We start from the raw sequence: 23,851 nt of genomic DNA, 5'->3' as shown, positions 1-23,851 counted from the left end.
ATTCGATTGCGAGTCACCAACCCTTCTCCTACTGGCCGTTGTTCTCTAGGACGAGAGATTGGTTTTCAGTTTTCGACCTCACCGTCTTCCCACCCTTCGGAGAACACGCGCTCGTCGGGAACATCTAGCTCATCGAGGTGATCTTTGGTGTCGACGACCATCTGCGGGACGCCACAAACGTAGAAGTCCCTGTCAAGCCCATTGAGGCAGTCATCGAGATGGTCCTGAACGTGTCCGGTTGGGCCATCCCAGTCCTCGTCGGAAAGTGAGTAGACTACCGAGAGTTGGTTATGCTCGGTGGAAAGCTGATCGAGGGTTTCGCGGTACATGATATTCTCTTGATTTTTCTCTCCATAGAAGAAATGGACCTCACCAGTCCCGACCTCAAGGTACTGTTTGAGCATCGCGATCATTGGTGTGATACCTGTTCCTGTCGAGACGAACACGACGTCTCTATCCTTATCCTGCAGAGTGAGATTTCCGCCGAGTTCGCCGAGAGTTATTGTGTCACCTGTTTTGCGCTCATGCATATACACTGAGGCGGTTCCGTCATCGTAGCGTTTGATGGCGAGTGTGATCGCGTTGTTATTTGGCGTGTTGGTGGCCGTGTATGGCCGAACGACCTCTTGATCCTCGTCTTCGTCGGGATCGTCGCGTTCAAACTGGACTGTCGTATGCTGTCCGGGCACGAATTCGAACGGCTCGTCGGCTTCAATAACGAACTGTTTCACTTGGGGAGTCATCTGGTGGATCGATGTGATCATTGCTTCGAACGGCATATAGATACAACCGACTGCGAGTCCCCTAAGTAACCGGCTTAAGGAAAATGGTGACAGAGCAGCCCAATCGAGACGATCAGAATAGAATTTTCGCCTGATTATCTGCGGCGCTTACGTACGAGATTTCGAGAGCGGGGTCCCCACATTCCTGATATCTCAGAGATAGGAACTGTCGTCTGCGGATCGCGATACGACATCTCTTCGGTATGGACACCTCTCGCGAAACTCTGGATTCATCGGCGGATATTCCCCGATTCACCGATATACTCGAGATACAGACGATCGGTATTCTGGTGGCGAATTCGGTATAGTCCTGGTTCTCGTGGGACAGTTGCAAAGGAATTCGTATAGAGTGGAATCCAGTCGGACCATGCTATACCACCCCAGTTTGAGCTATAGAACTCATGCTGCGTCTCGAAGAATTCGACTAGAGAGAGGGAGCCGCTTATTGTTTCCAAATCAGATGATCTCAAGATAAGCCTTTTGCACAATTGACTCGATTGATCTACTCAGAGACGGTCAATCATCGAATTTCATCGACTCTTGATTTTCCGTCTTCCAGTGCTCAACGTTCTTGATTGCGTGTTCCGGCGGGATATCGATAGATGGATTTTCTTCAAAGAACCCTGCCGGCTCTAATTTGAATGAGAGCATTTTCACGGGGAGTACAGGCCAATCTTCTGGGACTCCAACGTGTGTCTGGCACATGTTATACCAGACAACAATGTCCTCGTTCGCAATGGATCGGTTTTCAGCAGTCCACGAGGGGAGACCTTCCCCACCAGGATTTTGGTTTGGATATTCGCCTGCAGGGTAGATTTCCTCATCAGCATGCTGTGTAACCCAGAGATGGTTCTTCGCGAATCCGGCACGTTTTGCAGTTGATGAACCCGGTTGCATTGCGAACGCTGTATTCGTCCCTGACTTGCCTCGTAATCGATACCCAACTGGACTGGCTGTTGCCTCGTTCAGCACATTCTCATTGATAATTTCCCAGTAACGCCCGCTGTGTGTGTTCGTCATCCGTTGGGCATCCTTCTCCCGTTCGAAACGCGTCCGCTCTACGTACGCGGCGTTGCCATGTGGGTTCAGCCGCATTCGATCGCTCTCTGCATGTGGTGTCGGATCATATCCGTCCGGCCCATAATCCACAGATTTGAGGTTCACTTCACGAACCGTGTTCCGCTGGCCATCAAGTTCGAAATCCAACCGGCAGTTGAACACGTGTTGGTGTAGCATTGATTTGTGACCAGGGCCCACCATTTCCGCATACCCGGTTTCCTGCTGGTCTGTCTCGAGTAACCCGGTCGCGTTACACCCAGTGAGTCGTACCTGTCCCTCGATGCTCCCATCCTGATAGAAATACCAGTAAAACGCGAAATCGTAGTTCCCGATCGTTGAGATGAATGAAATTACTAACCGCCGGTTCCGACGGACTTCATCGTCGTCAACACGCCAATCGTGGTGGCGCCAGAGAGTACCATAATCTTCCTCATGAAGGCAAATCGCATTGGGAATCACTTGCGGCTCACCATCACCATCATTGAGGAGAGCATCCCAATAGTGCATATAGCCTAGACAGTCACACCCCTCCGTCAGCGAGTTTGCGAGACGACCAATCCCGTACTCGCCAACATCGAACGGAGCCTTCCAGTCATGATCTGGATCCGAATCGTTGTATGCTGTAATAACCTCCGGCCATGACGCTCGTCGGAGGATTGATCGTTCTTCCCCGTCATCATCATATCCGATATTATAAAGAACGAGTCCTTCACGGTGATTAAATCCAACGCGGATATGCCATTTCTGCCATTCGACAGTATTCCCATCGATCTCCCAACTTGGCCCCTCTGGCTGGATAACGTTGTAGGGCTTGAGATCGTCTCGGAGGTCTCGTTTGTCTTCTCGGTAATAGTGCGTCTTCAGATTGTTCACGACATCCGTGTTCTTTGGCCCAGTATCGACGATTTTGATTACTTCGCGATCGTCGAGATCAACCCACGCGTGAATGCCCGATAACGGTCGGTTGTATGCTTCGGCTCCTTCATCGTCATCGGTGGCATTGACCCATGCGATACCATGTGCGAGTCGCCGGCTTCGATCAATATCCTCGGGTACGAAATCGTAGCCGGCAGACCAAGCAGTAACAATCGCGAGGTCTGGATCGGCACCTCGTTTCTGCACTGCCTCGCGGAATTCCGGGTTAGAGGTGACAACCTCCTCGACTTCAACGAATTCTTCGCCGATCATTCGTGGCTGTCCACGCTCGATTTCGGTCCACTCGATAAGATTTTCCTCATCCAGCGAAGCGATCCCCTTGTACGACCGTTGCGTGCCTTTATCGCGGACGATTACTCGTGCTTGCCGCACAGGGGAGGTGTCTGTTTGTTCGAACTCTCGCAGTGCGTCCTTTGGTGGTTCCGCGAGAGTAATTTCAATGAAGCGTGTATCATCGGTTACCTCCGTACCTTGATCGACAATTTCTCGAGCCTGTTCGATCTCTGTTGGAGTCAGTGGGTCCAGAGGATGCTGATTCGGATAGGTGTTATTAGGTGCCATTTTATAATTATGTTAACAGGAACCAATATAAGTTTACTGTACAGAGAAGAATTGGTTGGGGCTTGGGGTATGAGCGGATAATATCGTCATCAAGGAATATTGATCTACGGTGGGTGTATACGAGGGTAGTATGGATGAGGGGTTCTTAAGGGGTGGTGTGGTCTTGTGCAACAGATCGCTTCTTGGATCCGAGGTGTTGTACAAGGTAGACTCTCTTTGAAGGGTAACCACTCTCTGTTTGTTCAACGGATACGCTCCTCACCAGCGGCCGATATCGTATATATCTCGGTACTGCTGGTCGTATACCTACTCAACAGTCCGAAGATCGGATTCACCTGGTTTCGGTCGCGAAGAGGTAGGTGGGGTTAAACATCTGGACTATCCATATATAGTATGAGGCGACGGAACTTGCCGAGATGGGCGTTGCCGGTCTGATAGCCGACTAGCCTGATCTTCTCTTTGTTAGATCGTCCCCGATTAATTCTCCTCTGAGACTATATAAATATTATATTATATTATATGAATATACTATCATATCTCCAACATATAAAATGTTATTATAATTTTCTTAAATTAGATTTATATTAAACAATGTGGATCACTGTAGTACGCTATGAAATTTACCAGGAGAAACCTGATGGAAACATCGATCGCAGCCACACTCGGCGCTAGCGTAACCGGTGTAGCAAGCGCAAAACATTCGGAGGAAATTGAAGAATCAGACACCACCGGCGCGCCCAGTGTCAAGGGGAATCTCAAGCGGTTCTCGACGACGGCATATGGAGCTGAGGTGACCGGCCCATTCGTCTTCGAAGACGGAGGATTACTTTACAGTCTTCAGCATCCTAGCGAGGAGAATCCTGAGCCGTTTAACCGTGCCGGCGTAGGCTACTTCAGTGGGTTTCAGTTTGACCTAGATGGTGACAATGATGATTTCACTGAAGTGTCGACACCGCAGACCAGGGATGAACAAGGCATGGTTCGCTCGGATAACGGCGAATACGTACTGCTTGCGCAAGCAAGAGAGTCGATAAACGGTGGGACAGAGCTCCTCGGTGTCACCCAGACACCAGATGGGATCGACATCACGATGGACGAGTTCGCGGGTACCCAATACGGCGCCGCTGCAACCAACCCCGACTGCAACCAGTTTATTGCAACGAACGATGAGGGTACCGAAGGATACCTCTTTACGAACTGGGAGAACAGTCCCGGCAATGTTTCGCGGGTCCCGATCAGTCAATCCGATGACGACGAGTGGGAAGCCGATTTAGAAAATGCAATCAATCTCGCGAATACTGAGCCCCTTCGTGACCTCGGCGGCACGCGAATCAACTGCTACGGCAACCTCACGCCGTGGAACACGATGGTCTCTTCAGAAGAGAACTATGCGCACCCACGCGTTTCTCTAACACACACAGTGAGCGATATTATCGATACTGGTTCCGGTAAAGGGATCATTGGTGCCGGCCAGTTCTGGAATCGACCGAATCCGAGCGAGATCGTCGACGCGATCGAAGAGTACTATGATGAGTCGTTTATCCCCCAGGGAGATTGGGCACTGACGGGTGTTGAGTTCCTCGCATACTACCTCGGCGCCGAGCCAGTCGACCAAGCAGGTAACGATACTAACGACACAACCCCAATTGGCGACGTCTACCCGAACCCGTACCGCTATGGCTACCATGTCGACTACCGCGAGCCGACAGCGGCTGTGCCTGAACCGATCAAGTACTACGTGATGGGCCGCGCATCCTGGGAAGCACCGGATTTCTTGGGCGATGAGCGGACCGTCTACGGCTGTTCGGATGGTGACAGCAAGGGCATATACAAGTTTGTCGCCGATGAGCCGATCCCGAGCTATGAGGACCCAATGGATCTTGAGGGAACCCTTTACGCCCCTAAAATCACCAATGACAAGGCGTCTGTCGCCGATTCAGATGAGCGTAACTCTCCCGCGAATGTAAACCTCGAGATCGAGTGGATCGAACTTGGCCACGCGAGTAATGCCGAGATCGAGCAATGGATCGCTACGTTCGATGACGTCACCCAGCTGCACTACCTCGAAACCCACGCCGAGACCGACTGGCGAGATGATCTCGGTGCGGCGCTCGAAGAGGCCGACTGCGAGGTTATCGAAAACGGGAATCAGAACTATATCACCAACGAGGAGATTGTCGAATGGGCCGACCAGTGGAACGACAACGGGCCACAAGGTGTTGACGAGGATCTCCGTAAGGTGCCGTTCCTCGAGACGCGTGCAGCCGCAAAAGAGATCGGCGCATCGATCGAGTTCAACAAGGCCGAAGGCGTCGACAGCATCGACGGTTCCGGCCCGGGTGACTTCGTCTACTTCGGCATCTCTGAGTTCAACGACGACATGGCCGACGACACGGGAGACCTCCAGATGGATCGTGTCGATGGGGGTATCGTCTACCGTGGAGAAGTTGAACTCGACTACAATGTCTCGACACTCGAACCGGTTATCGTCGGCCCCGACTTCACTGATCCACCCACCGATGCCGACGATGCGCTTCGTAACGTCGATAACGTCTACGTGATGGATGACGGCCGCGTCCTCTGCTGTGAGGACGGCTTCGGCGGTCCTGCCCGGTCCTACCCCAATGATGGGCTGTACGTCTACCAGCCGAACGTCTTGGTCGATGTGGAATCGGTAAACGTGAACCTCGACGATACCGCGAGAGCTGATCTGACAGCGTCGTTCCTACCGGCTGGCGTTTCTGGCGGTCGAATCACTGTTTCCATCTCTGACCCGGCGGTGGTGTCGATCGCTGGTGTCTCTTTCCCAGATGAACTGACGGACACGACGAGTTCAGTCTCTGAGGATGTGTCGACGGTGACGGTCCGGTTTGCCGACGTGGGACAGAACCTCCAACCTGGCGCAATGAACGTCGTTCTCGCGTCGATTAACCTAGAGGCCGAGAGTACAGGAACGACCGAACTCACAGTTGAGGTCAATCGACTGGACGACGATGATGGCGACGCAATCGACGCGGAGGCCCGGTCGGGGACGATCCTGACTGGTCCGCCGGCGGTCGACGGAGACGACGCGCCCACCGATCCCGACAACGACGGTCGCTACGAGGACGTAAACGGTGACAGTGAAGTGGACGACGAAGACGTCGACACGCTGTTCGAGAACTTCTGTACAGAGAGCGTCCGCGAAAACGAGGCGGCATACGACTTCAACGAGAATGGACGCCTCGACTACGACGACGTTGTGAGTCTCTCGGAGGAGGTCGACTGAAGCGAACGTCTAGTCTGTATCGCTGTGATTACCAGTCCGCGATCTACACCCAAGATATGTCACAATCTGACGACCCAACCATACACCACGACGATTCAACCACATCCCGGCGAGATGAATCGATGTTCCGTGAGTACATCCTCGATGTTCGAATTGTCGAGTGCACGTCACCGTCCGGCGACACCGTCTACCGGTTCGAAGCACCGCAACATTGTGGGCTCACATTCGACAATGCCGATCACGCGGAGTTGTACGCTGACGTCTTCTTCGATGTCAACGGATTCCAAGAGGCTGGAACGGGCAAGCGGGGCGTTCCCCCAACAATCATTCAGGCGGGGCGGGACACCCTCGTCGCATACTTCTTGACGCAGCCGAACACGGACGTTTACTGGGCTGCTTCGTTCTACGGAGAGAAACCCGAAAAGATCCAGCGGTACGTCTCGCGGGTTCAAAAACGCGCTGAGGGTATCCGACAGGGGGCAAAAGAGCGCGGGATTGAATAAAAGCGGGAATCACCACTCTTACGACCGGTCTCAACTGAATAGTGTGCATAGTTATAATGAGACCCCAACGAGTGTGACTTACAGCCCATCATCCTTACGTCCCGTCGTATCGATTTTCTTATCTCAGGACACAATGAGGATGGTAATACGAACGTAGCGATTGGTCAACTACCCCGCCCTAACCGCCTACGGCGGTTTGAGGACGGGGCTTGCGTGGCGTCGGTGGGGAGTTGTGGTCCCGGACCGACTTGTGTGCCGGTGCGGTCGGTCGGCAGAGGCAATGTAATTGGACGTGACCTCGGCGACTTCGCGGCAAGTCGATCGTGCTCGGAGCGGTTGCGTCCCCAGAATGCGCTGCATTCTGGTGTGCGAACGAGACGCGAAGCGTCTCGTCAACGTCGTCGGTCCGTCCTTCGGGGTCGGTTGACTGCGACCCGTCCTCAGCGAGGAACCAAACCTTCCCCGCACCGCAATATTGGTTCGGCACCCGTTACCGGGCTGTCTGAAGCCCGCTTCGGACTACATAGGACGACGGGGCGGGCGATACTACCTGTTTCGCCCAGCTTCGCCACGCGAGTCCTCCCCTTCCTGCTCGCTTCGCTCGCTGAGGAAGGGGATTCCTCGCTACCGCCTGTTGAAATCGAGTACGAAGTCCGATCTGACGTCAACGTGGAGGACTAACCACCCACTCAGCAATATATACTGTGTCTGCACTCAGAGTAGAGGATAAGACGGGACGTATGCCCCTAATAGGAACCACAAAAGGTCCTACCCATTCTACGACTATCCGCGACCAAATCTATCGAGTGACTCGTCCTTGCCACTATCTGAATAGCTGTCCTCATGACCGAGAGATAGACGAATGTGGAGGAGTGAAAATCGCTCTGCATCCATGCCCGTCGTCGGTTAGTCCACACGCTATTCAGAAAGGTGCTATTACCTATCACCGAAATATGGATGGCCAGCCAAAGCTGTTAGCGATAGAGCTGATGTAGGCCAAGAAGTACTGGATAAGCACTACGACAAGGGAACGCAGTCAGAAAAAAGAGAAAGAATTTATGAATAATCTGTAGACGGAAGTCTATTCGGCTTCAAGTCATCTATTGTGGTCTCTATTCCTTCACCAATAGAAATTCAATGTGTTTCTTAACGAGTTTAAGGTAATTATGGATGAACTATCTGGATTTGACTGTCGGCGACTATCCACCTATTCATGGGTGAAATGCAAATTCACAGCATGATCTCTACTATTTCATTGACAATGACCGCTGACGCATAGCCGTTAGCTACCAGAACGATCCCGGCGAGAAGAACCCCCATCATTGACTGGTCTCCATGTAACACTTGAAAGACGGAAGGACATTACTATCGGGTCCATAACACCCCTCCTGACCGTGCTGAGAGGATGCCTTATTCAGTCACAGGTCTTTAACTACAGTTGATAGCTGCCTTTCTGGCTCTATTGTTGAAGCGAGGGTGGTTGTTGCCGATTTGCTACTACACTCTACTCGTCAGGACAATCTTCCTCAGGTGCCGGTTTAGGTTCTTCTTTGGGACAATCATCCTGTGGCTCGGATTCTGGCTCCTCTTCGGGGCAGTCATCATCCATCGATTCGTCTTCTTCGTCGTTCGATTGCTCATCCGACTCATTCGATTCGTCATCATCTTCGGCAGAGTCATCACTTTCGTCTGGCTCCTCGCTTTCATCAGGTTCATCATCCGTGTTCTGGTCATCATCTTGACCATCATTACTTTCGTCAGAATCGCCGCTGGAGCTATCTGATGTGACCACCGGTCTCGGTCGCAACACTGCCGTCGGTCACGATCACGACATCGTCGGCGAGTCGGTGCCCGACCGTTATTTGCTCGCTTGGCAAATCCTCAGGCTTCGTCGAATAGCTCTTCACCTTCAACCATGTGCTTCTCGACAGCATCGAGGTCCAGGGTGAGTCCAAGACCTGGCTTCTCGGGGATCGTCATTCGGCCGTCCTCGATGAGGGTATTCTCTTCAACGAGATCCTCCCACCAGCCCAACTCGTAGGAGTGGTACTCGAGGGCAAGCGAGTTGGGAATAGCGGCCGCAACCTGCGCACTGGCCATTGTTCCGATAGGCGAAGAGACGTTGTGCATCGCGATCGGGACATAGTAGAGGTCCGCAAGGATCGCGATCTTCATTGTCTCCCGCATCCCGCCCACTCGCGGCAGGTCGGGCGCAAGGATATCGACGGCCTGTCCCTCAAGCAGCCGACGCTGGCCATGTGTCCGATAAACGTTCTCACCGACGGTGATTGGCGTCGCGGTGAATTGGGTAATCTCACGCTGGACGTCGTGGTTCTCCGGGGGAACCGGGTCCTCAAGCCACCAAACATCGTAATCCTCAAGCGCGGTCACAAGCCGTTTCGCGGAGCCCGCACTAAACGACCAATGACAGTCGAAGGCGACATCCGCGCGATCGCCGACGGCCTGGGTGACGCTCTCGACGATCTCGACCTTATGGTCGATCTCGGGACCGCGAAGGTGGCGGTTTGCGCGGTCTTTCTCATGACCAGAGGGGACATCGAGGTCGAACTTGATGGCGTCGTAGCCAAGCTCCTCAACGACGCGCTCGGCCTCATCAGCGCACGCCTGCGGATCGGCCTCGTTCTCGGTGTGGAGGTCACAGTAGACTCGGACCTCGTCGCGATATTTTCCACCAACGAGCTGGTAGGCGGGGACGTCAAGGAGCTTACCCGTGATGTCGTGAAGCGCAATCTCGATTCCGGAGATGGCTGAGATAGTCTTGCCCGAGATCGAACCTTCGCCGGACATCTTCTGAATCAGATGCTCATAGAGCCGATCGATATCCATCGGATTTTCGCCGATGATGAACGGTGCCATCCGCTCGATGATCTCGGCATCGCCGCCACCCCAATAACATTCTCCGTTGCCGACGACGCCCGCGTCAGTGTAGACGCGCACGAGAATCCACGGGTAGTTCCCGTCAACCATTGTCGTCTGGACGTCAGTAATCTCGACATTCCGCTGGCCGCGGTCAGCGGTCAATCCCATCGTCTCGCCTGAAAGATCCCGCATCGTATACTCTGCGTTGGGATCATGGAGGTCTCGATAGTTGGGCATACGATTGGAACGTCTACGGTGGGATATTTTAGATTTGTTATTGAAGATCGCTCTGCAGCGTCTCATTGCTCCGTTGTCGGTCTCCGGCAGTAGTTCAGGATTGCCAGCGCTGCCGTCAGACCACGTCTCTCACCGGCACCGACGAAATTCGGATCGCCGCTGACGCACCAGTAGACGAACACCGAAGCTGACGATACCGCTCTCCACAAGGGGGCGTGTGCCACCGAAATTGCCGTTCGTGGCGCAGCTTATCGGAGCGCGCACTCCTCGGCGTGGAACGCCGAGTGCTCTACGTCCCCGCGTCGCAGCGATTCGCGCCCATAATCCTTGCACCGCCAGTATTCCACGCCACCCTGCTCAGCCGGTTCAGTGTACGGCCCGGTGATCCGCGCTTCGACGTCAATGTCCTGTGTGGCGTTCCCGGTCGCAACACCGGCGTCGATCACGACTACGGCATCGTCGGCTGGTCAGTGTTCGACCGTCGAATTACCTAGCCTACGGTACTGCTCGCGAGCGGCGATCATCAACTCGGATTGTTCATGTGGATACGGAAAAGGGTTAGCCCAAACGTCCTAAGTGAAATAAGCAGTATAATAGGGCGCTGCACTCTGCGAGCCACTATACCCCGGTCCTCAGACCTACTCTATGAGACCACTACTCTGGACGTCCTGAGTGCAAACAAGCGCCATGGAGCATCAAGCATGCAATTCAGGTCGGGGTTCGGCGTTCTGAACCCGTCTCGGTAGCAGGGCCAACAGGGGAGCTCGTCGAACGTCGGGAGACAATCACAGTCCGCTGGGCGAGGCTCTGCGTGCTGATCCTTCTGAAATGTGTGCTCAAGCCGCGGTCGCTCAGCCGACAGCTCTTCTGAACTCATGAACTCACCCCGAAGTAGAACCGTCGGCAGGTGCGACAGAGCGGGGATGGTTCGCCAAACGCCCGCACAAGCTGCACATCCTCGCGGCTAAAACAGTTCGGGGTACGGCAGATCCTGTGATCATGATCGCGCGTCTGTTTTCTGGATGATGGTGATTACTCCCGTCCGTGCGTGAACGGGACACTCCGCTTCGGATCTCCGTTCATAGACTGGGCCTTTCAGTTTCTCTGAGGCCAATTTTGGCGCTGGTCTCGAAGGATATGGAGCGTGTGACAGGCTCCATCTGATGAGAGGCCCTCCATCATCAAAAGCACGTGCCAACCGTGGTGAAAGTGAAGACCGAATGGACCACTGGATGGTATCTGAGAAGGGCTCTGTGAGTGATTGCTACTTTCAGAGCCGACGCCAGTTCAGTCCCTCATCTTACTCAGGTTTTAGTCATAGAGTCTTCTCTGGGGAACGGCTGTTGACGGCTCTAGCCAGAAACTATTCTGGGAGGTCCCACTCTCGACAACGGCTGTTCGTAGAGAGTGGGTCTACTTCTACTCGTCGTGTCCGCCAGTATCGAGTAGTGCAATCCCTTATTCATTGACGGTGTCGGTGAGAAAGAGGCTCGTCTTATGCTGAAACTCGCATCAATTCAGCTGTCTTCTGTTATTCCTTGTCTAGGGACTCGTCGAGCATACTCGTCCCCCTTTCATATGGAACTACGCAAAAACTCAGTATCGTCAACTTCACCGCCAGTGGTCAAAATCGTGTTCATCGTATGTTGGTAGCTAACCAACAGTCACCCCTCCGCCCTATGGCAAATATTAAATAGGGTACCACATGACAGCACCACGTGCGTGAAACACAATGTCAAGCAATAAGTCTCTAGACGACTCTTCAGAGGAAACTATCGGGAACGGACGGTGGGATCCATTGCGAACCGCTGGCAGGTGGTCGTTTCATCTCAAAGCACATCTACTGGTGCTTCTAATCGTTATCGTTGCCGAAGCCATCGGGACCCTTGAGTATTCCGTCGGCCCTGGAGCGGTCGTCATCATCCCCATGCTCTATGCAGTGGTGTTTGGGATGCTCCTCAGCTATCGAGCGCTCGGCGCATACATCACTCAACTCCGGCAGGTGGCTCCAAAAGAGGTCAGCGTCATCAGTTCCCCAATGATTATTGTTTGCCTGATGCCACTCGGCGTGAAGTATGGTACTCTGGTCGCACCATCCTTCTGGGAGATTGTTGGTGCTGGACCAGCGTTCCTCTTGCAGGAACTCGGCAATCTGGGAACGATCTTCGTTGCCCTCCCCATCGCATTGTTGCTCGGACTCAAACGAGAGGCGATCGGCGCAGCGGTCAGTATCGCTCGTGAACCGACCTTAGGGATTATCACTGATCTCTACGGGCCGGATTCCCCGGAGGGGATCGGTGTTCTGGGAACCTACTTGACTGGAACGTTACTCGGAACCCTCTTTTTCGGTCTGTTAGGTGGTCTTGCTCCATTGACTGGGATCCATCCGCTTGCGTTATCGATGGCGTGTGGGATCGGAAGTGCCAGTATGATGACGGCGTGTTCCGCCTCCCTTGCCCAAGTTGTTACTGCGGTTCCCGAAGAACAGGTGCTGTCGTTTGCTGCGACCAGTAACCTCCTCACCGGTCTCACAGGCGTGTATGTCGTCTTGTTCGTCGCAGTGCCGTTGATCAACAAGCTGTACGCCATCATGAGCACGGTCATTGGCGGGGGGCAATAGCATGGAACGCACAGCATTCGTTCTGAACGCACTGAAGATGATGGTAGTGGTCGGGATCATCATCCTCGTCGGGAATCAAGTGGGATACGGCGTGAGTATTGTTGCTGCTCTCCCCGGCATGGTGATGATCATCGCAATCGGACTCGTCTCACTGGTATTGGCTCAGGAGATCCCATTGAAACTTCCCGCCTTTGCCTACGCGATATTTATCGCGACGCTGCTCGCCCTTCCGTTCTCACCGACGCAGGACATCTTCCTCCAGTTTACGGATCGAATCAACTTCTTGGCAACTGCAACCCCTATCTTGGCCTACGCTGGTCTTTCGATCAGCCTCCAAATGGACCGGTTGAAGCAGGTTGGCTGGAAATTGGTGTTGGTCGCGATCTTCGTGTTCTTCGGCACGTTCTTCGGATCCGCGATTGTTGCGCATATCGTCCTCTCCTTGCAGGGGATTATCTAATCGTCCCCACCGTTTCGATGTCGCCGTAATAGCATGTCTTGCTCTGATCTTGACCGATCAGTGCATTAACCCGTGATCTCGCGTCACAATGCTTATTCTCAGTGGCTAAAAATAGCGCGCCAGTATGCCATACGAGCACGTGGGATCGGTTACACAGGAACTACGCCAATCACTGGAGGCGGAACACGCACGACAAGACCAATCATTGATGATGATTGCATCGGAGAACATTGCGAGTCCGGCAGTCCGTGAAGCGCAGGGAAGCATGCTGACCAACCGTAACGTGCTCGGCTACCCCGATTCTCGGTTGTATCCTGGTGCCGATAGCATGGATGCGATTGAATCGTTCGCGATTCAGTGTGCAACGAATCTGTGGGGCGCGGATCACGTCAACGTTCAACCACACAGTGGGTCACTGGCCAATCTCGCCGTGTATCTCGCTGTGCTCGATCCAGGGGACTCTATCTTAGCACTCGACCCCCGAGACGGAGGGCACATCACCCACGGAGATGATCGGCACATTAGCAGTGATCTGTACGAGACGTCCTACTACCACGTCGATCCCACAACCGGCCAGCTCGACTACGAGGCGATCGCCGATCGTGCCGAAGCAGTCGACCCCGATCTCATTATCTCTGGCTATTCAGCCTATCCCGGTGAAATCGACTGGCCACGCTTCCAGACGATCGCTGATGCGGTCGATGCGGTTCATTTGGCTGATATCGCCCATATCGCCGGGATCATCGCAGCCGACGAGTACCCCTCACCGGTCGCACACGCCGATTTCTGTACTGGCTCGACGTATAAGACGATCCGCGGGGGCCGTGGCGGGTTCATCCTGTGTGATCAACAGTATGCAGACGCAGTTGATACTGCACTGTTCCCCTATCTCCAAGGCGGTGCCGCATTGCCGAACATGGCAGGGAAAGCAGTGGGGTTCGCTGAAGCACTTCGTCCCGAGTTCCAGACCTATATTAAGCGGACCGTCACCAGTGCGAAAGCGCTTGCAATACGGTTGAGTGAGTCCGGTATCAATATCGTTTCAAACGGGACTGAGACGCACATCGTGGTTATTGACCTCCAGACCTCTCATCCGGACCTGGCCGGGAGTGAAGCCGAACGTGCTCTGGAAGACGCCCGGATTATCGCGAACAAGATAACGGTCCCTGCCGATCCCCGCCATCCGTCAGGTGCGAGCGGGATTCGATTCGGAACGTCCTGTTTGGTGTCACGTGGCTTCGGACCGGAGGAGATGGAGTACGTTGCTGACCTAATTGTTCGTGCCCTCAACGCCGCTAGCGATCCAGAGGAACGCGACCAAATTGTACAGGATGTAGAGGCGTTGTGCGATCAGTACCCGATCTCGGATACGGGAGCGTGAGTGAGAGACGACTACGAGAGCTGCTCGGCGAGGAAATCATGTAGGATTTCGGTAGCGGTTTCAACGTTGGAGGCGTGAACGAACTCCCGTTCCGAATGGGCGATCGGTTCGCCATTGTCGCTGATCAATCCGGGTCCGAAGACGACCACGGGCATAGATGGTGCGAACACGGCGGCTTCCGTTGCAGCATCGAACGGGCGGTGTTCAACCGCATCTCCCGTGATCCGTTCACAACTGGCTGAGAACGCCTGCACGAACTCATGCTCCGGATGTGTCTTAAACGAGTCGAGAGCGGCTCCCTGCTCATAGAAACTGATCTCATAATCACAGTTGAGCCCAGTTAGTGCTTTTTGAATCGTCCTCACTGCGTCATCTCTCGTTTCGATCGGGATGGGTCGATAGTCAACGACAAATCGCGTGTAGTCCGGAACCTGATTGGGGCGATTTCCTCCATCAATAATGGTTGGGGTAACGTTGTTTGTCCCGACTAGCTCGTCCTCACTCTGTGGGAGTGCGACAATACGCGTAATCGCTTCTGCTGCACAAACTGTCGTATTGAGTCCGCTATCGGGTGTTGCTCCATGCGCTGATTCACCGTAGAGCTCGACCAACAGGTCATAATGGCCCCGTGCATATGGACAGATATCCAATCCAGAAGGCTCTCCAACGATAGCAAAATCACTGGTATTCTCCTCGGACAGATACGCTGCCAGTCCTCGATGTGTTGTTTCTTCATCAGGCGAGATGATCAGCTTCACACTCCCTAATCGCGGCTCAATTCGGGAAAAGGCAGAAACCATCGCCGCGAGACTTCCTTTGGCGTCACATGCTCCGCGTCCTCTAATGATATCACCATCTCGTTCAAAGAGAAGATGCGGCGATACCACGTCCATATGTGTGTTTAACACGAGCTGTGGGCCGCCCTCCACTCCGTCTTTGACTGCGTAGATGCACCCGGTATCATCCAATTGCGCCCCATTAACTGTTTCAAGCAGATAATCCTGAATCTCGTCAACGGTTTCGTGACTCTCAATTACCAGTAACTGCTCCAAGTACTCTATAGGCTGCATATATACTATGATCGTTCATTTGTTACATATGGTTTTGTATGCCCCAAACCTATCACGGGATAAAGTAGGCGCAGCAGGACTAAGATCTCGCAATTTGTTCAATATCGATCCGGCTGTCCACCGACGTTAGGGAGTTGAATCTCCTGCAGATGCTCGCTACCGATACGTTCGTTCTCTATAAGACACCCGGCCAGAGACGACGATGAAGGAATTAGCGAATGAGTCACAAAAATTCGAGAGTAAAATGCCACTGATAGTCAGCGCTTCACCAGTCACGGCTGGGATTGATTGCCACTTTGGTTCTTGACGACCATCGCAGAGCTTTCCCAGTTCATCTGGTGAGTTCTCGTTGGCATGTATGCCATGCTATCGCAACCCCTTCTTATTATCTGAATCAATCCCGGTAATGAACTATGGGCAACTCTATTCTCGTTCCGATCAACAGTATACCACCGACGATTGCTGCTCTCAATCACGTACTCACACTTGAGGGGTCGCACGAAATCACGGTCCTCCAGGTCTGCCCGATCATTGAACGAGACGATAGCATTCGCCAGACAGTCATTCCGGAAGCAATCGACGAACAACGAGAGGCTAGTGGACAGACCGCAGAACAAGTCTTCTCAAAAGCAACGGACTATGCCGCTGAACACGACGTGACACTCGAGACAGTTATTGATTCAGGACACCCCGCTGAACGGATCAGCGCATACGCTGCTACCAATGATATTACTCGCATCGTCATCGGAACGCAAGAACAGTCGCTTCTCTCGCGTATCTTGCGTGGAAGCCTTCCAAACGCGATCATGAAACGGTCATCAGTTCCAGTAACAACGATTCAGACCCCGACGGATGAATCTTCCCGAAGACATGATGGCACTGGCCAGGAACGACCGCTCACATTCTCGCGTGGGATAAACTGAGTCTCATCTATTGAGTGGTATACAGAATGGTTGGCGTAACAACGACGACTAAGCCTAGTTTAGTACAGTAGTAGTGTAGATAGTAGAAACGATTTCATTGATTTTAACTTCGCGAGCATATCACGGTGTGATTAGAATAAAGTCACTGGAGTCACGGTTTCATTCTCGTCATACCGTTTCTCCGTCGTTTGGTTTGGCAGTAAGTTCTCTACACTCTATGCGAATGGTGACTAGGTTCGTCAGCATCGTCTTGACAGTATCGGCCCGGTAGATCGCGATTCCTACTGCACTCAACTAATATGGAGAGTATATAGCACAGTATATGCAGTGAGTTTATAGTCATGGTTTATCAGGTCTGGGGAGTTCATTGATACAGTGCTTACAATACGTATACGAGGAATCATTCTCTGTTTGGCATGCTTGGCACACTATAACTGACGGGAAGTCTGATGTAGCTCCATTATTGGGAGACGGTCGTGGCTGAGTCACTGAACGTGACGAAGTGCTTCCGTTGTCGCTCTTCTGTTTCCACCGCCTAAGATAGTAGTGACTACAAAGTAGGCAGATAAAGAGAAGCGCGAGTAGTTGGCCAGACGACACCATTCTCTGGTTGAGTATAGAGTAGCAAGGATAATGGTACCTTTTATTTATTTTCTAACTAGAATTATATATTACAATTTATTGGAATCGGTTGAATATTTGAAATTGCCTAATTCTCAAGCAATTCTCAATGGTATAATTTCGATATGAACGAAAGCTATGTTTCTAAAAACGCACGAAATAAGGTATGTTCTCTGTGGCTACTTGCGCTATTGGATCAAAAGAGACTTTCATCCAGAGACCGTTTATTCACGTTGAGTAACTAATGGCGGAGTTAGCGTCGACAGCCCAACACGCGTACGACTATATCAAAAACAATGGCCAGGTACCCCAAAGCGAACTTTGGAAAGCGCTCGATGTAAGCAGCCGTTCTGGCAGTCGCATCGCGACTACACTCGCTAAGCAGGGACTAATCACTCGAGAGCAAACCATCTACAACAACCGTCCTACGTATCTCCTCACGCCCACGACCGCCGACCACGAGTCCGACAGCGGAGCGCTACCATCTACACCTGATCCTGACCAAGAAGTCGATAAGTCGATATCATCCACCCCCGAAGTCGATCGATCCGCTCGCCAAGACCGAGCATTAGAATTGATCACCGACCAAAATGGCCTGTATCAGAGTGAACTCTGGAAAGCACTTGATGTGAGTAGTCGCACTGGGACACGGATCGCGACAGCACTTGAAGAACAAGGATTGATTGACCGGGAACAAACTGTTTACAACGGCCATACTACATACTTGCTCACCCCTCGACGTCAGACGAAAGACCTAGATTTTTCATTGCTCATGGCCGGGGACCAGTTCTCCCCGTTCGTCACTACTGACCAGCTTGACTGGCAGAGTGACACATTCACACAGTGGTTAATGGCCCTTACTCGCGACATGCAAGCCGACTAAAAACCGGTAATGAGAATTCAATAGATGTCTGATACCCTTCCTCTATTCGACTCCTGCAGAAACGGCATATATTGTTTCCTCTTTCTGAGAGAATCAGCAGTCGAATCTCCAGGACCCCCTCACGCCAATTGCATCTCCTACTGAGGGAAGACAACAGAGTTATATCAGCCTGATATTCTTCGAAGAAATAATGATACGGTTCCATCGTCTATGACTCAGCCTAAGCCTACAGAGAGCTCCATAATCGAAACAACTCTTTCACTGGATACAGTATTGGAGCTACTAGCGAATCAACGCCGACGATTCGCGCTCTATACATTAGTCGATTTGACTGACGATCTCATCGAGTTTGAGATGCTTATTGAGGAAGTCGCAACTCTTGAAGCAGCATGCACACAGACAGCACTCACTCGTGAGCATTACCAAGACGTGGCTGCCGATCTGTACCACTGGCACCTCCCTGTTCTTGCTGATGTCGAACTCATTGATTTCGATACGCGAGACGAACTAGTCCGATATTGGCCCCATCACGTCCTCGAAACGTGGGTCGCCCGCGTAAGACAGGATGAACTAGTACACCGAGAGTAGCTCTCAAATCAATTCAAAACAACTCGATCTCAAAGGCCGCTGTTCGGACGGGACGATTACTGCGGGTACGTCCCGTGAACGGCTAGTGACGGCTCTAACCAGGGACCTCCTTGAGAGGCCCCACCCCCGACAATAAAGATCTCCGGAGGCTCATGCTCGTCTTAATTCGATAGATAATTCCATGATCGTGATTAGAAACAATAGATCTTACCCTACTTTCACACAGTAGCTTGTCACAATCTGTGATTGCATTCCTTAGTGAATGTCGGCACCCCTTTATATCTCGTTGCACAATATCAGATAGTGTCTGAAATGACGAAACAAGGGATAACTATCTGTATCGACACGCACTCGGATACAGACACTCGTATCTTCCGGATCGAGGCTGCAGACGCTATTCTTCGCCTCCTAGCTGATGCCCATGAGACTGAATTTACCATCCCTGAACTTGTCGACGCAACAGATGTGACCCGCTCGACCGTCTGGCGGGCAGTCGAGCTTCTCGACAGTATCGGTGCCGTTCAGGTCCGAGAGACTCCACAGCGAAACTACGTCGCTATCAACCCGAATCGTCTCCGAAAAGACGACCCAATACTCGCTATCGAACAACGAGAATTCCACGAACCGATTCGAGCGTTTCTCGCGCACGTTCACGATGCAATCGCTGATGCTGACACTATTGAGAGTCTTCTCGGTATCGTCGTTTTCGGCAGTGTCGCCCGCGGCGAGGCCGATCGCCAGAGCGACATTGATCTGTTCGTCGTCGTTGAGGGCGATCGGACGAGCGCACGACGCATCGTGACCGACGTAGTCGCGGACCTCCGTAAACAACGATTCGATGGGGATCGGTTTGACTTCGAGCCCTATGTCGAATCTGCAGAGAGCGCACGTCGGGCTGGCTCAAAGCTTCGTGAAATTTTCACGGAAGGCATTACCGTACACGGCGGCAACCGCCTCCAGTCGCTTCGCAAGGCGGTGTTCGTCGATGAGTAATACCCGTATTGAGCAGCTTATCCACGATGTCCAGGCGGCGTTCGATCGCCGGCCAACTGAGATTGAGCCTGGTCTCGATGTCGACGACGCAGCGCTCCTACAGCTACGGAAGGCATGTCGGTTGCTTGCCGGCGCAGAGGCGCTTCGTGATGCGGCGTATTACACGCTCGTCATTGAGGCGTCGTTCGTTGCAATCGAACGGACTGTCGAATTCCGATTGCTTGAACAAGGTACAATGCAGCCAAACGATTTACCGGGGACACACCCTGGGGTGTATCGAGAGGCGGCTGCAACTGGACTCTTTACCGAATCTATCGCTGAGGACCTCGCTGACCTCTGGCGGGATCACCGGGCGAAGACGTACTATCAGGACGGGCTCGCCGCAGCGGACCGCGCTGAAAAGATGTACGCGCTTGCCCGAGAGAGTCATACATTTGTTATTGGACGATCTCCGCAGGGACATGAGTGTCTCTGTGAGGAGGTACAGTAAGTCCGACAATACATCCATCCATCGATAGGTAGTTCACATCCGAAGAACAAAGCCAGAAATGACTGTTGTCGTCATCCTTGGTATTAGCGGCTACATTCTGTGAACAGCTAACGATAGTTCTATCTAAGAGTCCCAGCATCTACAGGGAGGGAAGATTCCAGCCATACGTAGCTGTAGCCAGCCAGGTTCCAACAGTCGCTACCGCACACACTATGGCACGTAGGTATAGGCCGTTCCTTGGGCAAGTTCAAGGTTATCGATAACATCTTGGACGGCCACCTCATCCTCGTAATCGAGATAGGTGTAGAGATGAGCTGGCTGGGGGTTTTCAAACAGACCCGCAACGGCGAGGAAATCACGGACGACGTCACCGTACCCCCGATTTGAGGTGCGTGACATGAGTTTGGCTCCGGTTACAGATTACAGCGAAGCAAAAAGAGTATTTGATATGCTGTTTTGTATCCACACGTCTCGTTTTGTGAGCGGAAATGGCATGAAAGAGAGCAGCGTGGGGCTTGCTTATGAGTCAGTGTGAAAAGAACTGTGCGACGAGTCGCTCATGATCGTATATCTTCTGACACAGCTACTTGAGTTACACAGCTGACTCTCGCTCTCCTCTAGCCATTGCTTACTCGCTTATCGTCTGGTATGTTCCGAATACTAGTAGGTTTGGCGACAAACAGTATCTTCATGCATGATTTGACCGGCTTCCAACGTGACCTGCTGTATGCCATTGCTAGGCGAGACTCCCCAAATGGCCTCGCACTCAAAGACGCACTCGAAGCATATTATGAAATGGAGCTCCATCATAGCCGATTATATCCGAATCTCGATACGCTCGTCGACAAAGGATTGATTGAGAAGGGCGAGGCCGATCGGCGGACGAACTACTATCGACTGACTGCCCGAGGCCAGCGTGAGATCGAAGCACGACGGGAGTGGGAACAACAGTATCTCCCCTCCGCAATAACTACATAACCGCTACGAGTGACTGCTACTCCATCGTCTCACCGCAGTTCTTGGCAGATGAGAGGGAGCGTCAATTACGACGGGATAATGAGAAGAAACACTCACAGCACGGAATTAGAGGGCCAAAGAACGCGATAGACGAGGTAATCGCAGGCTTAGCTACCGGTTCCGATATCGCCACGCATCATTTCGGGGTGATACTCACAGTAGTACTGAGCCATCTCTTCGGTCGCCTCAACGGTCATCGTTACCGTCTGGCCTTGTTCTTCCGATGAATCGGATGCCTGGAGTTCAGATCCATTCGCATCCTCGATAATGAGTTCGTGTTCTTCGCCGTCGAGATTCTCCCACATGAGTTCGTAGGTCGTTCCTGGTTCCAGTGGAAGCGTCGGGTTCGTTTGACCTTCGATCGTGGCAGGCGCTTGTCCTTGCCACCCCTGGGTTTGAGCCCCCAGCTCGATCGTCTCTGCATCCCCAGTGGCGCTCTCGTTACCTGCACTCTCATTTTCGCTCTCGGTTTCGTTGTCAGTTCCGTTTTCCGGAGTGTCGTTCTCTTGGCCAGTATCGTTTCCGTTGCCTTCGGAATCGTCTCCTCCGGTTTCCCCTTGAGAACCCCCATCGCCGCCATTATCGCCGCTACTGTTTTGATCGGAGCAACCAGCAAGCAGTGCCAACGTCGTTGTTCCTGCTGTTGCGACGAATCGCCGTCGGCTGAATAGGTTCTCTGCCATTGCACGAAGGACTGAGTAGAGGCCTGTCTATCAATCTGGTGAGTGAGGGGGTTGACACGTTGATCGTGTTCATTTCAATCGATCATCACTAACGACAGATGTTAGCTAGACGATCGTTCAGCAGTACGTATATCGCTGATATACTGGGCTTCCCAGTTCTGACGAGCTTCGAGTACACGCCGTCCTCGATCAGTAAGCGAATAGCTATTCGTTCGCTTATCGATCTCGCCTTTCGCGACTAACCCTTTGTCAACGAGCGTATCGAGATTCGGATACAGTCGCCCGTGATGAATTTCTGTCCCATAATACTCTTCGAGTGCCTCTTTGACGGCCAGGCCGTGGGGCTCGGTAAGTCCACTGACTACGTAGAGGAGATCACGCTGGAACCCCGTTAGATCATCCATGCTTTTTCTTCGACAACTGCAATTGTCAATCTTACGTATACGCTTGGAAAGTGACAGCTGAATCAAGCGTCTCTGTTGAAATCCTCTTGTAGTCGTGCGATGTGCTGAGAAGCGAGTTTCGCATCGGTTCCGTAAAACCCGAGACGAAGAGTCGCTCTTCCTACTGTCACCGCTAAAGGATTTCAACAGAGCCTCCTGTCTCCCTACCGAGTCTCACCCCTGCCTTGTGCAACAATTTTAATTGAATACGGACCGACTGTTGCACAAGGTCATGGTACCGATTGTACCTCCTTCACTCCCGAACTACCTTGCGAAGGACTTCCCAAGCAAGACAAGGAGACGCGTCGTGAGACACGCGAATATATCGACGAGTTGCTTGAGGCCCGTGAGCAACGTCGAAAAGAGCTAGTCACTGAAGATGAATTGCTGGATGAGGCTCAACACCTTGAGGCCGAATCGAGTGGCGTCGTCTATCTCGAATACCGAACTTGTGGTGATGAGAGTTACTCGTGTATGAGTGGTGGCGAGAAACTCGGCCCGTACAAGTATCGTGCGTATCGCGACGGTGATACCGTCCGACGAGACTATTTGGGGAAAGCAACGGCGACCTACTATCGGTCTTCGTGTCTCGTGGTCGCAACCCTCTATAGTGACGAGTGGTATTACTCAATGTAATGAATAAGAAGGAGCAGCCAGCAGTCAGCTATGATTTTAGTGATACTGTTGATGTTCTCGCAGCATTCGAGAGACTGGGGATCGAACATTTAGAGGTGTCTGCAGAACGGACGATCGTCATCTACAGTCGAACGATCTTCGATTTCGAAGTCGATACTGGCCGGTTAGAGACCGCTCAAGCGGTTACCGTGGAGGTGTTCGATCTCTCGCCGGATCTCGATGCTGATACCGATTCAGTCCCGTTTATCGAGACATTGGTTGAGGAGCTTGCAACCACTGCGGGCGTTGACTGGGAACGCCGATGAGGATCCGTTCCCCATTCCTGTCTTCACCTCTAATAGATTCAGTCGCTAGATCTCTGTAATTCGCTGGTACTCATCATCAAGTGCATCGGCATCCTCCGGGAGGAGGGCGACCACAATATAGGAGGCATATTCCTCGAGATACTCAACCAACTGTGCAATACGCTCGGAATCGATCGCTTCCAACGAGTCGAGCAGGATCAACGGCATCTCCTCGTGCACATCGTGGACGAGATACCCCGCCAACGCCAGTACCAAGCCAGTGACTTCACGCTCGCTCTCGCTGAGGTGCGTGACTGAATCCTCGTAGGTCGTGCCATCATCCGTTTGGCGCGTTACGTGCAGCTCGAAGGTCGCGTCTCCTCTTGTGTCGGGGTTCCGATACTCGAGCCAAATCCGCGCGAGATTTCCATAGTCCAGCAGGTCGACGACGGTTTCCATATGCGTATTGAACGCCTCGATCGCTTCACGCTCGATCCGTTCGATGCGCGTCCGAAGCTCTTCGAGCTCCGCGT

At 52.6% G+C, this 23,851-nt stretch carries 21 protein-coding genes and 3 pseudogenes; 13 read left to right on the top strand and 11 right to left on the bottom strand.

Annotation, left to right across the window (positions count from 1 at the left end; genetic code table 11):
• Positions 1-65 precede the first annotated feature (65 nt).
• Positions 66-779 carry a ferredoxin--NADP reductase gene (locus HAPAU_RS14710; RefSeq protein ID WP_066384289.1) on the bottom strand — a complete coding sequence of 238 codons (714 nt, stop codon included), beginning with the start codon at positions 777-779 and terminating at the stop codon, positions 66-68.
• 519 nt (positions 780-1,298) lie between these two features.
• Complete coding sequence (locus tag HAPAU_RS14705) at positions 1,299-3,338, bottom strand: primary-amine oxidase (protein ID WP_066384288.1); 2,040 nt, start codon at positions 3,336-3,338, stop codon at positions 1,299-1,301.
• Positions 3,339-3,975: 637 nt separating this feature from the next.
• Between HAPAU_RS14705 and HAPAU_RS14700 the strand changes: the two genes are divergently transcribed.
• Both HAPAU_RS14700 and HAPAU_RS14695 read left to right on the top strand, forming a co-directional pair.
• A complete protein-coding gene (locus HAPAU_RS14700) occupies positions 3,976-6,606 on the top strand; it encodes an alkaline phosphatase PhoX (RefSeq protein WP_066384616.1) in 2,631 nt (876 codons plus the stop codon).
• Positions 6,607-6,728: 122 nt separating this feature from the next.
• The gene (locus HAPAU_RS14695) at positions 6,729-7,109 is read left to right on the top strand and encodes a hypothetical protein (RefSeq protein ID WP_066384280.1); all 381 of its coding nucleotides are present in this window, start codon (positions 6,729-6,731) and stop codon (positions 7,107-7,109) included.
• 1,504 nt (positions 7,110-8,613) lie between these two features.
• Here HAPAU_RS14695 and HAPAU_RS21065 read toward each other — a convergent pair.
• From HAPAU_RS21065 to HAPAU_RS14680, 3 genes are all read right to left on the bottom strand, one after another.
• The gene (locus HAPAU_RS21065) at positions 8,614-8,901 is read right to left on the bottom strand and encodes a hypothetical protein (protein ID WP_157078492.1); all 288 of its coding nucleotides are present in this window, start codon (positions 8,899-8,901) and stop codon (positions 8,614-8,616) included.
• Between the two features lie 89 nt (positions 8,902-8,990).
• The gene (locus HAPAU_RS14685) at positions 8,991-10,226 is read right to left on the bottom strand and encodes a mandelate racemase/muconate lactonizing enzyme family protein (protein WP_066384274.1); all 1,236 of its coding nucleotides are present in this window, start codon (positions 10,224-10,226) and stop codon (positions 8,991-8,993) included.
• A gap of 248 nt (positions 10,227-10,474) precedes the next feature.
• Positions 10,475-10,672 carry a hypothetical protein gene (locus HAPAU_RS14680; protein WP_245634141.1) on the bottom strand — a complete coding sequence of 66 codons (198 nt, stop codon included), beginning with the start codon at positions 10,670-10,672 and terminating at the stop codon, positions 10,475-10,477.
• 1,286 nt (positions 10,673-11,958) lie between these two features.
• Between HAPAU_RS14680 and HAPAU_RS14675 the strand changes: the two genes are divergently transcribed.
• The 3 genes from HAPAU_RS14675 to HAPAU_RS14665 all read left to right on the top strand — a co-directional run bounded on the left by HAPAU_RS14675 (position 11,959) and on the right by HAPAU_RS14665 (position 14,687).
• A complete protein-coding gene (locus HAPAU_RS14675) occupies positions 11,959-12,846 on the top strand; it encodes a DUF3100 domain-containing protein (protein WP_084383764.1) in 888 nt (295 codons plus the stop codon).
• A gap of 1 nt (position 12,847) precedes the next feature.
• Positions 12,848-13,306, top strand: coding sequence for a hypothetical protein (locus tag HAPAU_RS14670; protein ID WP_066384269.1), 459 nt, complete (start codon positions 12,848-12,850; stop codon positions 13,304-13,306).
• Between the two features lie 124 nt (positions 13,307-13,430).
• On the top strand, positions 13,431-14,687 hold the full coding sequence (locus HAPAU_RS14665) for a serine hydroxymethyltransferase (protein ID WP_066384267.1): 1,257 nt from the start codon (positions 13,431-13,433) through the stop codon (positions 14,685-14,687).
• 11 nt (positions 14,688-14,698) lie between these two features.
• Here HAPAU_RS14665 and HAPAU_RS14660 read toward each other — a convergent pair whose 3' ends face one another.
• The gene (locus HAPAU_RS14660; RefSeq protein ID WP_066384264.1) at positions 14,699-15,757 is read right to left on the bottom strand and encodes a M20/M25/M40 family metallo-hydrolase; all 1,059 of its coding nucleotides are present in this window, start codon (positions 15,755-15,757) and stop codon (positions 14,699-14,701) included.
• Between the two features lie 413 nt (positions 15,758-16,170).
• On the opposite strand from HAPAU_RS14660, the gene HAPAU_RS19900 reads away from it, so the two are divergent.
• Positions 16,171-16,680 carry a universal stress protein gene (locus HAPAU_RS19900; RefSeq protein ID WP_084383763.1) on the top strand — a complete coding sequence of 170 codons (510 nt, stop codon included), beginning with the start codon at positions 16,171-16,173 and terminating at the stop codon, positions 16,678-16,680.
• A 339-nt stretch (positions 16,681-17,019) separates the two neighbouring features.
• On the opposite strand, the gene HAPAU_RS23290 is transcribed toward HAPAU_RS19900, so the two are convergent.
• Positions 17,020-17,283, bottom strand: coding sequence for a DUF7577 domain-containing protein (locus tag HAPAU_RS23290; RefSeq protein ID WP_449267237.1), 264 nt, complete (start codon positions 17,281-17,283; stop codon positions 17,020-17,022).
• A 262-nt stretch (positions 17,284-17,545) separates the two neighbouring features.
• On the opposite strand from HAPAU_RS23290, the pseudogene HAPAU_RS22340 reads away from it, so the two are divergent.
• The 5 genes and pseudogenes from HAPAU_RS22340 to HAPAU_RS14640 all read left to right on the top strand — a co-directional run.
• Positions 17,546-17,695 (top strand): annotated as a pseudogene (locus HAPAU_RS22340) (helix-turn-helix transcriptional regulator); the annotation flags it as partial.
• A 126-nt stretch (positions 17,696-17,821) separates the two neighbouring features.
• Positions 17,822-18,184, top strand: coding sequence for a helix-turn-helix transcriptional regulator (locus tag HAPAU_RS14655; RefSeq protein WP_066384613.1), 363 nt, complete (start codon positions 17,822-17,824; stop codon positions 18,182-18,184).
• Between the two features lie 210 nt (positions 18,185-18,394).
• Entirely contained in the window at positions 18,395-18,772 is a 378-nt protein-coding gene (locus tag HAPAU_RS23285) for a DUF7344 domain-containing protein (protein WP_066384261.1), read from the top strand.
• A 312-nt stretch (positions 18,773-19,084) separates the two neighbouring features.
• Positions 19,085-19,765, top strand: coding sequence for a nucleotidyltransferase domain-containing protein (locus HAPAU_RS19895; protein WP_084383762.1), 681 nt, complete (start codon positions 19,085-19,087; stop codon positions 19,763-19,765).
• The gene (locus tag HAPAU_RS14640) at positions 19,758-20,255 is read left to right on the top strand and encodes a hypothetical protein (RefSeq protein ID WP_066384611.1); all 498 of its coding nucleotides are present in this window, start codon (positions 19,758-19,760) and stop codon (positions 20,253-20,255) included. Before HAPAU_RS19895 ends, HAPAU_RS14640 begins: the two co-directional genes overlap by 8 nt.
• Before the next feature lie 216 nt (positions 20,256-20,471).
• Here HAPAU_RS14640 and HAPAU_RS22935 read toward each other — a convergent pair.
• A pseudogene (locus HAPAU_RS22935) lies at positions 20,472-20,654 on the bottom strand (ArsR family transcriptional regulator); the annotation flags it as partial.
• Positions 20,655-20,945: 291 nt separating this feature from the next.
• On the opposite strand from HAPAU_RS22935, the gene HAPAU_RS14635 reads away from it, so the two are divergent.
• Positions 20,946-21,233 (top strand): PadR family transcriptional regulator, encoded by a 288-nt coding sequence (locus tag HAPAU_RS14635; protein WP_066384609.1) that lies wholly within the window; start codon positions 20,946-20,948, stop codon positions 21,231-21,233.
• Positions 21,234-21,379: 146 nt separating this feature from the next.
• On the opposite strand, the gene HAPAU_RS21050 is transcribed toward HAPAU_RS14635, so the two are convergent.
• Positions 21,380-21,955 (bottom strand): cupredoxin domain-containing protein, encoded by a 576-nt coding sequence (locus HAPAU_RS21050; RefSeq protein ID WP_157078490.1) that lies wholly within the window; start codon positions 21,953-21,955, stop codon positions 21,380-21,382.
• Positions 21,956-22,056: 101 nt separating this feature from the next.
• On the bottom strand, positions 22,057-22,359 hold the full coding sequence (locus HAPAU_RS19890; protein WP_084383761.1) for a PadR family transcriptional regulator: 303 nt from the start codon (positions 22,357-22,359) through the stop codon (positions 22,057-22,059).
• Between the two features lie 674 nt (positions 22,360-23,033).
• Here HAPAU_RS19890 and HAPAU_RS14625 point away from each other — a divergent pair.
• Positions 23,034-23,339, top strand: a complete 306-nt coding sequence (locus HAPAU_RS14625) for a hypothetical protein (protein WP_066384253.1) — start codon at positions 23,034-23,036, stop codon at positions 23,337-23,339.
• Between the two features lie 45 nt (positions 23,340-23,384).
• Here HAPAU_RS14625 and HAPAU_RS21780 read toward each other — a convergent pair.
• A pseudogene (locus HAPAU_RS21780) lies at positions 23,385-23,851 on the bottom strand (archaea-specific SMC-related protein); the annotation flags it as partial.

The sequence above is a fragment of the Halalkalicoccus paucihalophilus genome (genome assembly GCF_001593955.1).
GTDB classification, from domain to species: Archaea; Halobacteriota; Halobacteria; order Halobacteriales; family Halalkalicoccaceae; genus Halalkalicoccus; species Halalkalicoccus paucihalophilus.
Note: the sequence above shows the minus strand (reverse complement) of the source record. Positions and strands in the feature narration are given on the sequence as shown.

Excerpts from the sequence above, each read along its gene's own strand:
- HAPAU_RS23285 (WP_066384261.1), top strand. The coding sequence starts at position 18,395 with ATGACTCAGCCTAAGCCTACAGAGAGCTCCATAATCGAAACAACTCTT.
- HAPAU_RS14625 (WP_066384253.1), top strand. The coding sequence starts at position 23,034 with ATGAATAAGAAGGAGCAGCCAGCAGTCAGCTATGATTTTAGTGATACT.
- HAPAU_RS19900 (WP_084383763.1), top strand. The coding sequence starts at position 16,171 with ATGGGCAACTCTATTCTCGTTCCGATCAACAGTATACCACCGACGATT.
- HAPAU_RS14705 (WP_066384288.1), bottom strand. The coding sequence starts at position 3,338 with ATGGCACCTAATAACACCTATCCGAATCAGCATCCTCTGGACCCACTG.
- HAPAU_RS14670 (WP_066384269.1), top strand. The coding sequence starts at position 12,848 with ATGGAACGCACAGCATTCGTTCTGAACGCACTGAAGATGATGGTAGTG.
- HAPAU_RS14635 (WP_066384609.1), top strand. The coding sequence starts at position 20,946 with ATGCATGATTTGACCGGCTTCCAACGTGACCTGCTGTATGCCATTGCT.
- HAPAU_RS14695 (WP_066384280.1), top strand. The coding sequence starts at position 6,729 with ATGTTCCGTGAGTACATCCTCGATGTTCGAATTGTCGAGTGCACGTCA.
- HAPAU_RS19890 (WP_084383761.1), bottom strand. The coding sequence starts at position 22,359 with ATGGATGATCTAACGGGGTTCCAGCGTGATCTCCTCTACGTAGTCAGT.
- HAPAU_RS23290 (WP_449267237.1), bottom strand. The coding sequence starts at position 17,283 with ATGGTGTCGTCTGGCCAACTACTCGCGCTTCTCTTTATCTGCCTACTT.
- HAPAU_RS14685 (WP_066384274.1), bottom strand. The coding sequence starts at position 10,226 with ATGCCCAACTATCGAGACCTCCATGATCCCAACGCAGAGTATACGATG.
- HAPAU_RS14710 (WP_066384289.1), bottom strand. The coding sequence starts at position 779 with ATGCCGTTCGAAGCAATGATCACATCGATCCACCAGATGACTCCCCAA.
- HAPAU_RS14675 (WP_084383764.1), top strand. The coding sequence starts at position 11,959 with ATGTCAAGCAATAAGTCTCTAGACGACTCTTCAGAGGAAACTATCGGG.
- HAPAU_RS19895 (WP_084383762.1), top strand. The coding sequence starts at position 19,085 with ATGACGAAACAAGGGATAACTATCTGTATCGACACGCACTCGGATACA.
- HAPAU_RS14665 (WP_066384267.1), top strand. The coding sequence starts at position 13,431 with ATGCCATACGAGCACGTGGGATCGGTTACACAGGAACTACGCCAATCA.
- HAPAU_RS14640 (WP_066384611.1), top strand. The coding sequence starts at position 19,758 with ATGAGTAATACCCGTATTGAGCAGCTTATCCACGATGTCCAGGCGGCG.
- HAPAU_RS14660 (WP_066384264.1), bottom strand. The coding sequence starts at position 15,757 with ATGCAGCCTATAGAGTACTTGGAGCAGTTACTGGTAATTGAGAGTCAC.
- HAPAU_RS14700 (WP_066384616.1), top strand. The coding sequence starts at position 3,976 with ATGGAAACATCGATCGCAGCCACACTCGGCGCTAGCGTAACCGGTGTA.
- HAPAU_RS21050 (WP_157078490.1), bottom strand. The coding sequence starts at position 21,955 with ATGGCAGAGAACCTATTCAGCCGACGGCGATTCGTCGCAACAGCAGGA.